Below are 9,533 nucleotides of genomic sequence, written 5' to 3'. Positions count from 1 at the left end.
TCACCAACCCGCCCGTGCCCCCCGCCACGGCCGGGGCGACCGCGACCGGCGTGACCGGCGCCGGCTACACCAACAACGACCTGGACGCGGCCACCGCGACGACCCTGTTCGACGTGGACACCATGAACGACCAGGTCTCGGTCCAGTCCCCCGCCAACGCCGGCAACCTGGCCCCGACCGGCAAGCCGGCCGTGGACGCGGCCACCGACGCCGGGTTCGACATCTACAGCAAGCTGAACAACGGCGTGACGGTGTCCAACACCGCGTACGCCACGCTCAAGGTCCGCGGCGCGTACCGCCTCTACACGGTCAACGTGCTCACCGGCATGGCGAACCTCGTTGGAACGTTCCCCGGCAGTCGCCAGGTGACCGACATCGCCGTCCAGCTCGACAAATAGTTCCCAGAGCGCCCCCGGGCTACCGCACCCCGGGCGGCATCTGTTACTGGTTGGTACATGAGACGCGTGCGGCTCCACCGCGATCTTCCGGTGCCGATGCCCGACGGCGTGACCCTGCTGGCCGACCACTACGCTCCGGCCGCAGGCGGGCGGGCCCCCGTCATCCTGATGCGCTCCCCCTACGGCCGGCGCGGGCTGTTCGGCTGGCTCTACGGCCGCGGCTTCGCCCGGCAGGGCTTCCACGTCGTGATCCAGAGCTGCCGGGGCGGTTTCGGCTCCGGCGGGCTGCCCGACCCGCTCGGCGACGAGCACGACGACGGCCTGGCCACCGTGGCGTGGCTGCGCGAGCAGCCCTGGTACGGCGGCTCGTTCGCCATGTTCGGCCCTTCCTACCTCGGCTACACGCAGTGGGCGATCGCTCCCTACGCCGGGCCGGACCTGAAGGCCATGGCCGTGCAGATCACCGCCTCCCAGTTCAGGGACGCCGCCTACGTGGGCGGCGCGTTCGCCTTGGAGTCGGCGCTGAGCTGGACCACGCTCACCGACGCCATGTCACGCCGCTTCGGCGGCGCCGCGTTGTGGACCGCGCCCCGGCTCACCCGCAGGGCGGTCCTGTCCGGGCGGCCCGTGGCCGAGCTGGACCTGGTCTCGGCGGGCCGGCCGCTGCCCTTCTTCCAGGATCTGGTGACGCATCACGCGGACCCGGCGGTGCCGTACTGGGACAAGCGCGACTTCTCGCTGAAGGTCGGCGACGTGGACGCGGCCGTCACCATGCTGGGCGGCTGGTACGACGTGTTCCTGCCGTGGCAGCTGAAGGACTACGCGGCGTTGCGGGCGGCGGGCCGGCGGCCGTATCTGACGATCGGGCCGTGGTACCACATCGACACGCGGCACGGCCGGCCCACGATGGCGGAGGCGTCGGCGTGGTTCCGCGCGCACCTGCTGGGCGACATGTCGCGGCTGCGGCCCGACCCCGTGCGGATCTACGTGACGGGCGCGGAGGAGTGGCGCGACCACCCCGACTGGCCGGTGCCGGGCATGCGCGAGCAGCGCTGGCACCTGCAGCAAGGGTTCGGGCTGGGTCCGGAAAGGGTGGGCACCGGCGGGCCGCAGGAGTCCGAGCCCGACCGGTTCCGCTACCACCCCGCCCATCCGACGCCGGTGATCGGCGGTCCGGTGCTGCTCGGCGACTCCCGGCCGCGCGACCAGCGGCGGCTGGAGCAGCGCCGTGACGTGCTGGTCTACAGCTCGCCGGCGCTGGAGTCGGCCGTGGAGATGATCGGACCGGTCCGCGCGGAGCTGTTCGTGCGCTCCAGCACCCCGTACGTGGACGTGGTGGCGCGGGTGTGCGACGTGTGGCCGGACGGGCGCTCGTTCAACGTGTGCGAAGGTGTGCGGCGCCTCGGGCCCTCCACCGATGACGTGCGGCGGGTGGAGTTCGACCTGTGGCCGATCGCGCACCGGTTCCGGCGTGACCATCGGATCCGGGTGCACGTGGCGGCCGGGGCGTACCCGACGATCGCCCGCAATCCCGGCACCGGCGACCCGCTCGGCGCGGGCGGTGCGATGGTGCCCAACGACATCGAGGTGTTCCACTCCCCCGACCGGCCCTCGGCCGTGGTGTTGCCGCTGTGTTCATGGCCTCACTCCGTGAGGCGGACTCGTTCACCCAACGCCGCCGCCTTCCCCCGCTCTGGTCGCTACGCTCCCGCCGCTCCTCCAGACGACGGCGCTCACTCGTGCGCGCCTCGCGGCTGATGTCGCTGGTCCTGCTGTTGCAGGGCCGGGGCGGGATGACGGCGGCCGAGCTGGCCAAGGAGCTGGAGGTCTCCGAGCGCACCGTGCATCGCGACGTGCTGGCGTTGTCGGAGGCCGGCGTGCCGGTCTACGCCGATCGGGGGCGGGGCGGCGGCTACCGGCTGCTGGAGGGCTACCGTACCCGGCTGACCGGGCTGGACCGGGCCGAGGCAGAGGCGTTGTTCCTGTCGGGCGTGCCGGCCGCGCTGCGCGAGATGGGGTTGCAGGACGTGGCGGCGACCGCCCGGCTGAAGGCGGCCGCCGCGTTGTCCCCGGCCCTGCGGGACGCGCCGGCGACCGCGGCGCAGCGGTTCCACCTGGACGCGCCGGGGTGGTTCGCCGGCGACGACCCGCCGCCGGCCGCGCTCGCGCCGCTGGCCAGGGCGGTGTGGAACGACCGCCGCGTCCGGACCGCGTACAAGGGCAACCAGCGGACGCTGGAGCCGTACGGGCTGGTGCTGAAGGCGGGGGTCTGGTATCTGGCCGCGCGGCTCGGGACGCGGGTCCTGGTCTTCCGGGTGCACCGGTTCGGCGCGATCGAGGTGCTCCCCGAGTCCTTCGACCGGGATCCGGGCTTCGACCTGGCCGCGTTCTGGGCGGAGCGGTCGGCCGAGTTCACCCGCTCGCTGCTGCGGGACGTGATCACGTTGCGGCTGAGCGAGCGGGGGCGGCGCATGTTGCGGCACATCGCCGACCCCGCGGCGCTGGCGGACGCGCTGGGGTCGCTCCAGCCGGACGGGACCGTGCAGCTGGCGGTGGAGTCGGTGGAGGTGGCCTTCTCGCAGGTGCTGCGGTTCGGGCCGGAGGCGGAGGTGCTGGCGCCGCCGGAGCTGCGGGCGATGGTCGCCGAGGCCGCCGCCCGCACCTCCGCGCTCTACGATTAGCGGGTCGCACCTGCCGTCAGCGGTAGTCGTCCGGGCCGGCGTCCTTGCCGGTCTCCTCCACCTCGGTGATGAAGCGCCACACCTGCGGGCGGCTGCCGTCCACATCGGTCAGGCCGTACGCCTCGGCCAGCTGCCCGCTGTCCACGGACCGGCCCGACCACCGTTGCTTGTCCGGGTCGCCGGCGATCGCGGCGATCCCGCGGCCCACGTAGGCGGGGGTCTCGGAGACCAGCCAGCTCTTGTGGGCCACCTTGGCCTCGCGCCAGTTGTCCTCGGTGACGCCGAAGTTGTCGAGCATCGCCTCCGAGCGCAGGAACCCGGGCGTGACCGCCACGCCCGTCCCGCCGTACGGGCGCAGCTCCTTGGACCAGGCGTACGCCAGCCGGTTCACCGACATCTTGGCCAGGTCGTAGTAGACGTTCTCCCGGTAGCGGGTCTCGTTGAACTCCCAGGTGCCGTCCGTGACCTCCACGACCAGCCCGCCCTCGTTCCTGATCAGCAGCGGGAGCAGGAACCTGCTGCTGATGATGTGGGTGTCGACGGCCAGCCGGAGCAGCCGCAGTCCCTTGTCCAGGTCGTGTTTCCACACGGGGGTGTCCCACTCCCACAGGTGGTCGCTGCCCCATACGTCGTTGACCAGCACGTCGAGTCGCCCCTGCTCGCGCTCCACGCGCCCGGCCAGCGCCTCCACCTGGGTGGGATCGAGGTGGTCGACCTGGACGGCGATGCCCGTGCCGCCGGCCGCCGTGACCAGCTCCGCCGTCTCCTCGATGGTCTCCGCCCTGTTCATCTCCGAGCGCTGCCCGCGGATGCTCCTGCCCGTGCAGTAGACCGTCGCGCCGGCCGCGCCCAGCGCGACCGCTATCCCTCGTCCCGTGCCGCGGGTCGCGCCCGCCACCAAAGCAATCATGGGACCGATCGTTCCCGGGAAAGAGGACATCTCTTGTCATGTTTTCCGCGGGAGCCGTTCGGCGCGTGCAACCGACCATTCGCCGATCGATGATCGGCAGGGGATGCCCCGGTAACTAAGCTCCAAAAACGGTGTTACGGGCACGTGTCTCGTGTGCCGAGATGAGGTCTCAGCATTTAGGCCAAACCGTAATATAAGCGACATTGGGTTTAATACCGCCGTAAAGCTACTCTCCCTCCATTGACTACCTGTCAGTAGCCGGTCACTACCGGCTGCTGAACCCTGCCATCGGAGGGTCGATGACTACCGGGGAACCCGGGCGGCCACGCACTGACCGCAGCCCATGGAACTGGCTGCTGGTCCTGCCCATCGTGCTGCCGCTCCTGACGTTCTTGTTCAACGCCGACGAGCCGCGCCTGCTGGGCTTCCCGCTCTTCTACTGGCTGCAGCTCGCCTTCATCGGAGTCGGCGTCGTGTCCACCACCATCGTCTACAGGATGACCAAGTGAGCGGGCACACGACCGAGCTGGTCGTCTTCACCCTGCTGTTCCTGGTCGTCAGCGGTATGGGCTTCGTCGCGGCCCGCTGGCGGCGGCCCGAGAACATCGAGAGCCTCAACGAGTGGGGGCTGGGCGGGCGGAACTTCGGGTCCTGGATCACCTGGTTCCTGGTCGGCGGCGACCTGTACACCGCCTACACGTTCGTCGCGGTGCCCGCGCTCGTGTTCGGGGCGGGCGCGCTGGGCTTCTACGCCGTGCCGTACACCGTGATCATCTACCCGCTGGTGTTCCTGGTCCTGGCCAGGATGTGGTCGGTCTCGCACGTGCACGGGTTCGTCACGCCGGCCGACTTCGTCCGGGCCCGCTTCGGGTCGCCGACGCTGGCGCTGCTGGTGGCGATCACCGGGCTGGTGGCGACCATGCCGTACATCGCGCTCCAGCTGGTCGGCATCGAGGCCGTGCTGAAGTCGATGGGCGTCACCGGGCACCTGCCGATCATCATCGCGTTCGCGATCCTGGCCGCCTACACCTACCAGTCCGGCCTGCGCGCCCCCGCGCTGATCGCCTTCGTCAAGGACACGCTGATCTACATCGTGATCCTGGCGGCGGTCATCTACATCCCGGCCAAGCTCGGCGGCTGGGGATCGGTCTTCGACGCGGCCAAGGCCAAGTTCGACGCCTCCCCCGCGCCCGGTGACGGGATCATCCTCAACGCCAACAACCAGCTGCAGTACATCACCCTGGCCTTCGGCTCGGCGCTGGCGCTGTTCCTCTACCCGCACAGCCTCACCGGCGTGCTGGCCTCCAAGAACCGCAACGTGATCAAGCGCAACATGTCGGCGCTGCCCGCCTACAGCCTCCTGCTCGGGCTGATCGCGCTGCTGGGCTACATGGCGATCGCGGCGGGGACCAAGCCGGTCATGAACCCGGACGGCAAGACAGCGGACAACAACACGATCGTGCCGCAGCTGTTCGACCAGATGTTCCCCGACTGGTTCACCGGCGTCGCCTACGCCGCGATCGGCATCGGCGCGCTGGTCCCCGCGGCGATCATGTCGATCGCGGCGGCCAACCTGTTCACCCGCAACATCTACCGTGAGTACTTCAACCAGCACGCCACCGACGCCCAGGAGGCCCGGGTCTCCAAGCTGACCTCGCTCCTGGTCAAGGTCGGCGCGGTGCTGTGCATCCTGGTGCTGGACCCGCAGTTCTCCATCGACCTGCAGCTCATCGGCGGCGTGATCATTCTGCAGACGCTGCCGTCGGTGGCGCTCGGCCTCTACACGCGCTGGTTCCACAAGGGCGGCCTGATGGCGGGCTGGGCGCTCGGCCTGGCGGTGGGCATGTGGATGCTCTACCTCATCCCGAACCCGGTCACCGGCAAGCAGCACTTCGGCGGCTCGGCGTTCGCGCTGTCCAACTTCGGCTTCGACACCAAGATGACCATCTACGTCGGGTTCGTGGCGCTGGCCGTCAACCTGGTGGTGGCGGCGCTGGGCACGCTGCTGTTCCGGGCGCTCAAGGTGGCCGACGGGCCGGACGCGACCTCGCGCGACGACTACTTCGCCGACGAGGGCGACCCCAAGGTCAAGGACCTGGACCTCACCGGCTCGCACTGACCGCCGGCGGCCCGCCCCCGTCCCCCCGGGGGGCGGGCCGCCGGTCACACCAGATAGCCGGGATTGGCGACCTCGAGCTTGGCCCGCACGGCCTCCTCCAAGGCGGTGACGAGCTCGTGGTCGTCGTCGATCCGGCCGTCGCGGATGGCGGCGGCCAGCTCGGCGTCACTGCCCATGCCGAGTGCGGCCAGCCGCGCCGCGTGCTCCGCCGCCTGGGCGGGCCCCAGCTCGATCTCCCGCTCCACCATGCCCAGCACGTTGATCGCGACCCGGGTGTGGAACCGCACCCGGCCCTCGACGGCCGGCAACACGTCGCTCTCGAGGAAATCGCGCACGGCGGCCACCAGCTGCGCCGCCGTCGGCACGTCGTGCGGGCCCTTCGTCATCTGATCTCCCTTTTAACGGTGAACGGCTAGCCTGCGGCCATGCGCACAGAGTCTCCCACCGCACCGGACCCGGTGCTCGGGCCCAAGCTCATCCGGGCCGAGATCTTCGTCGTCATGTCGGTCTCGCTCGGCGCGAGCGGCCTGGTGGCGCTCGTGCGGCTGATCGGGGCGCTCACCGCGCCGAAGGAGCTGAAGAGCCAGCAGGCCGTGCTCGTCGGGTCCATGGCCCCGGGGCGGCCGTGGCTGGACCTGACGTTGCAGCTGGTCCAGATCGCGATCTCGGTGGCGCCGGTGGGGCTGGTGGCGTACCTGCTGGTGCGCTCCGGGGAGTCGCTGCGGACCGTCGGCGCGGACCTGCGTGAGCCTCGGCGCGACCTGGTGCGCGGGGCGCTGCTCGCGGCCGCGATCGGCGGCACGGGATTGGCGTTCTACCTGGCGGTGTGGGCGAGCGGGGTGAACCTGACCGTCGTTCCCGGCGCGCTGCCCGAGGTGTGGTGGCAGGTGCCGGTGCTGCTGCTCGCGGCGGCCCAGAACGGCGTGCTGGAGGAGGTGCTGGTCGCCGGATACCTGCTGCACCGGCTCGGGCAGGCCGGGTGGGGGCCGTGGAAGGCCGTCGCGGTCTCGTCACTGCTGCGGGGGTCGTACCACCTGTATCAGGGGTTCGGGGGGTTCGTCGGGAACGTCGTGATGGGGGTGGTGTTCGGGCGGCTGTACCAGCGGTGGGGACGGGCGATGCCGCTGGTGGTGGCGCACACGCTCATCGACTCCGTCGCCTTCGTCGGGTACGCGTTCCTCCGCGGACGGGTCAGCTGGCTGCCCTGAGACCGTTGACTCGGCAACGATTGTCGGCTGAGATCCTTTCATGAGCTTCGCCGTGCCCGCCGGCGTCCGGCCGATCCGCGATGCCGTCCACGCGTTCATGACCGAGCGGGTCGAGCCCGCCGAGCCGGTGCTGCACGCGGGAGGGCCCGCCGCCGCGGCCGCGATGGACGAGCTGCGGGCCGAGGCCAAGAAGGAAGGCCTGTGGGCACTCGGCCACCCCAGGGAGCTGGGCGGCGGCGGGCTGCCGTTCCTCGACTACGTCTACGTCAACGAGGCGCAGGGGCGCAGCGAGTACGGGCAGCTGGCGCTGGGCACCTTCACCTTGCAGGACTCGCTCATGCTGCACGAGCACGCCTCGCCCGAGCAGCGCGAACGCTATCTCGAGCCGCTGGTGCGCGGCGACATCTGGCCCAGCTTCGCCATGACCGAGCCGTCGGTGTCCAGCTCCGACCCCACCCAGATCCGCACGGCCGCCGTGCTCGACGGCGGCGAGTGGGTGATCAACGGGCACAAGTGGTTCACGACCGGGGCCTCGCGGGCGGCGTACACGACCGTGATGTGCCGCACCGAGCCGGACGCCCCGCCACATCGGGCCTTCTCCATGATCCTGGTGCCGACCGACACGCCCGGCTACACGATCGTCCGCGAGACGCCGGTGCTGGGGCTGGACGGGGCGCACTGCGAGGTGCGTTACGAGGACGTCCGCGTGCCCGCCGCCAACCTGCTCGGGCAGCGCGGCCACGGGTTCGTCATAGCGCAGAAGCGCCTGGGGCCCGGCCGGATCTTCCACTGCATGCGCTGGCTCGGGCAGGCCCAGCGGGCCTTCGACCTGATGTGCCGCAGGCTGCACGAGCGCAGCGCGTTCGGCGAGCCGCTGGCGAACAAGCAGCTCATGCGGCAGCACGTGTTCGACTCCGCCACCGAGATCCAGGCCGCCAGGCTGCTCACGCTGCAGGCCGCCGAGGCCATCGACGCCGGCTCCGATGCTCGGGTGGAGATCGGGGTGATCAAGGTCGTCGGAGCGCGTATGCTGCACAACGTGATCGACCGCGCCATCCAGGTCTATGGAGCCGCGGGCCTGACGCCGGACACGCCACTGGAGCGGATGTACCGGCACGCGCGGGCCGGGCGGATCTACGACGGCCCCGACGAGGTGCACATCGACTCGGTGGGGCGGCGGATCCTGAGCGTGTACGCGGCGGGCGGCAACTGGGAGTTCGGCCTGCGATGAGCCGGCTCGAGGAGATCGTCCGCACGGTGTTCGGGGCCGGGTCGGCGATCCCGCACCGGGTCCGGCTGCCCGGAGGGGCCTCGCGCGAGACCTGGGCGCTGGACGTGGCCGCCGCCGACGGCACCCGGCACGAGCTGGTCCTGCGGCTCGACTCCCCCGGCGCCGCGCTGGAGGCCGGCGCCACGCTGGCGGCCGAGGCGGTGCTGATGCGGACCGCGTTCCAGGCCGGGGTGCCGGTGCCGCGGATCGTCTCCTGCGGCGAGTCGCACATCCTCATGACCCGCGTGCCCGGCGAGACGATCCCGCGCAAGATCCTGCGCGACGACGCCTACGCCGCCGCCCGGCCCCGGCTCGCCGGCCAGTGCGGGCAGGCACTGGCCGCCATCCACCGCATGCCGGTGTCGTGCGTGCCCCCAGAGACCGGGACCGGGACCGAGACCGACCCCCTGCGCCGCTGGCGGGACGTGCTCGACCTGCTGGGCGAGCCGCACCCGGTGTTCGAGCTGGCGCTGCGGCGGCTGGCCGCCACCCGGCCGCGCGCGGGCCGGCGGGCCGTGGTGCACGGCGACTTCCGCAACGGCAACCTGATCATCGGCCCCGAGGGCATCAGGGCGGTGCTCGACTGGGAGCTGGCCCACGCCGGGGACCCGCTGGAGGACCTCGGGTGGTTGTGCGTGAAGGCCTGGCGGTTCGGCTCGCCGCTGCCGGTCGGCGGGTTCGGCGCGTACGACGACCTCATCCACGCCTATGAGCGGGCCGGCGGCGACCCGGTGGACCGGGACGCGCTGCGCTGGTGGGAGACCTTCGGCGTGCTCAAGTGGGGCGTCATCTGCGTCATGCAGACCATGCGGCACCTGCGCGGCGGCGCCCGCTCCGTCGAGCTGGCCGCGATCGGCCGCCGCGTCTGCGAGAACGAGTGGGACCTGCTCGGGATGTTGCGCGACCGGGCGGAAAACCCGTTGCCTTGACCGAGCCTGGGATCGCAG

10 protein-coding genes are annotated in these 9,533 nt (G+C 71.3%); 8 read left to right on the top strand and 2 right to left on the bottom strand.

Annotated elements, in window-relative coordinates; translation table 11 throughout:
* From ETD86_RS16435 to ETD86_RS16425, 3 genes are all read left to right on the top strand, one after another.
* The coding region (locus ETD86_RS16435; protein ID WP_138667021.1) for a DUF4394 domain-containing protein at nt 1–398 on the top strand (398 nt) is incomplete at its 5' end.
* 57 nt (nt 399–455) lie between these two features.
* Nucleotides 456–2,156, top strand: coding sequence for a CocE/NonD family hydrolase (locus ETD86_RS16430; RefSeq protein ID WP_211370091.1), 1,701 nt, complete (start codon nt 456–458; stop codon nt 2,154–2,156).
* Nucleotides 2,138–3,079, top strand: a complete 942-nt coding sequence (locus ETD86_RS16425; RefSeq protein WP_138667020.1) for a helix-turn-helix transcriptional regulator — start codon at nt 2,138–2,140, stop codon at nt 3,077–3,079. The genes ETD86_RS16430 and ETD86_RS16425 overlap by 19 nt, the downstream gene beginning before the upstream one ends.
* Before the next feature lie 16 nt (nt 3,080–3,095).
* Here ETD86_RS16425 and ETD86_RS16420 read toward each other — a convergent pair whose 3' ends face one another.
* Entirely contained in the window at nt 3,096–3,989 is an 894-nt protein-coding gene (locus tag ETD86_RS16420; protein WP_138667019.1) for an SDR family oxidoreductase, read from the bottom strand.
* 299 nt (nt 3,990–4,288) lie between these two features.
* Between ETD86_RS16420 and ETD86_RS16415 the strand changes: the two genes are divergently transcribed.
* Together ETD86_RS16415 and mctP are read left to right on the top strand one after the other, a co-directional pair.
* The gene (locus tag ETD86_RS16415) at nt 4,289–4,498 is read left to right on the top strand and encodes a DUF3311 domain-containing protein (RefSeq protein WP_138667018.1); all 210 of its coding nucleotides are present in this window, start codon (nt 4,289–4,291) and stop codon (nt 4,496–4,498) included.
* The gene (mctP, locus tag ETD86_RS16410; protein WP_281286921.1) at nt 4,495–6,108 is read left to right on the top strand and encodes a monocarboxylate uptake permease MctP; all 1,614 of its coding nucleotides are present in this window, start codon (nt 4,495–4,497) and stop codon (nt 6,106–6,108) included. The genes ETD86_RS16415 and mctP overlap by 4 nt, the downstream gene beginning before the upstream one ends.
* 44 nt (nt 6,109–6,152) lie before the next feature.
* Here mctP and ETD86_RS16405 read toward each other — a convergent pair whose 3' ends face one another.
* Complete coding sequence (locus tag ETD86_RS16405) at nt 6,153–6,494, bottom strand: DUF6285 domain-containing protein (protein ID WP_138667017.1); 342 nt, start codon at nt 6,492–6,494, stop codon at nt 6,153–6,155.
* A 39-nt stretch (nt 6,495–6,533) separates the two neighbouring features.
* Here ETD86_RS16405 and ETD86_RS16400 point away from each other — a divergent pair, with 39 nt between their 5' ends.
* The 3 genes from ETD86_RS16400 to ETD86_RS16390 are packed head-to-tail and all read left to right on the top strand — an operon-like array spanning nt 6,534 to nt 9,515.
* Nucleotides 6,534–7,316: a CPBP family intramembrane glutamic endopeptidase gene (locus ETD86_RS16400; RefSeq protein ID WP_138667016.1), complete on the top strand. Its 783-nt coding sequence runs from the start codon at nt 6,534–6,536 to the stop codon at nt 7,314–7,316.
* Nucleotides 7,317–7,356: 40 nt separating this feature from the next.
* Nucleotides 7,357–8,547, top strand: coding sequence for an acyl-CoA dehydrogenase family protein (locus ETD86_RS16395; protein ID WP_138667015.1), 1,191 nt, complete (start codon nt 7,357–7,359; stop codon nt 8,545–8,547).
* Nucleotides 8,544–9,515 carry a phosphotransferase family protein gene (locus tag ETD86_RS16390; protein WP_138667014.1) on the top strand — a complete coding sequence of 324 codons (972 nt, stop codon included), beginning with the start codon at nt 8,544–8,546 and terminating at the stop codon, nt 9,513–9,515. Before ETD86_RS16395 ends, ETD86_RS16390 begins: the two co-directional genes overlap by 4 nt.
* The last annotated feature ends 18 nt before the right edge of the window (nt 9,516–9,533 follow it).

This window comes from Nonomuraea turkmeniaca, assembly GCF_005889735.1.
In the GTDB taxonomy this organism is placed as follows: Bacteria; Actinomycetota; Actinomycetes; order Streptosporangiales; family Streptosporangiaceae; genus Nonomuraea; species Nonomuraea turkmeniaca.
The sequence above is the reverse complement of the archived record's forward strand: the minus strand, read 5'-3'. Positions and strand labels throughout refer to the sequence as shown.

Coding starts and splice junctions, on each gene's coding strand:
- ETD86_RS16430 (WP_211370091.1), top strand. CDS start 456: ATGAGACGCGTGCGGCTCCACCGCGATCTTCCGGTGCCGATGCCCGAC.
- ETD86_RS16420 (WP_138667019.1), bottom strand. CDS start 3,989: ATGATTGCTTTGGTGGCGGGCGCGACCCGCGGCACGGGACGAGGGATA.
- ETD86_RS16415 (WP_138667018.1), top strand. CDS start 4,289: ATGACTACCGGGGAACCCGGGCGGCCACGCACTGACCGCAGCCCATGG.
- ETD86_RS16405 (WP_138667017.1), bottom strand. CDS start 6,494: ATGACGAAGGGCCCGCACGACGTGCCGACGGCGGCGCAGCTGGTGGCC.
- ETD86_RS16400 (WP_138667016.1), top strand. CDS start 6,534: ATGCGCACAGAGTCTCCCACCGCACCGGACCCGGTGCTCGGGCCCAAG.
- ETD86_RS16395 (WP_138667015.1), top strand. CDS start 7,357: ATGAGCTTCGCCGTGCCCGCCGGCGTCCGGCCGATCCGCGATGCCGTC.
- ETD86_RS16390 (WP_138667014.1), top strand. CDS start 8,544: ATGAGCCGGCTCGAGGAGATCGTCCGCACGGTGTTCGGGGCCGGGTCG.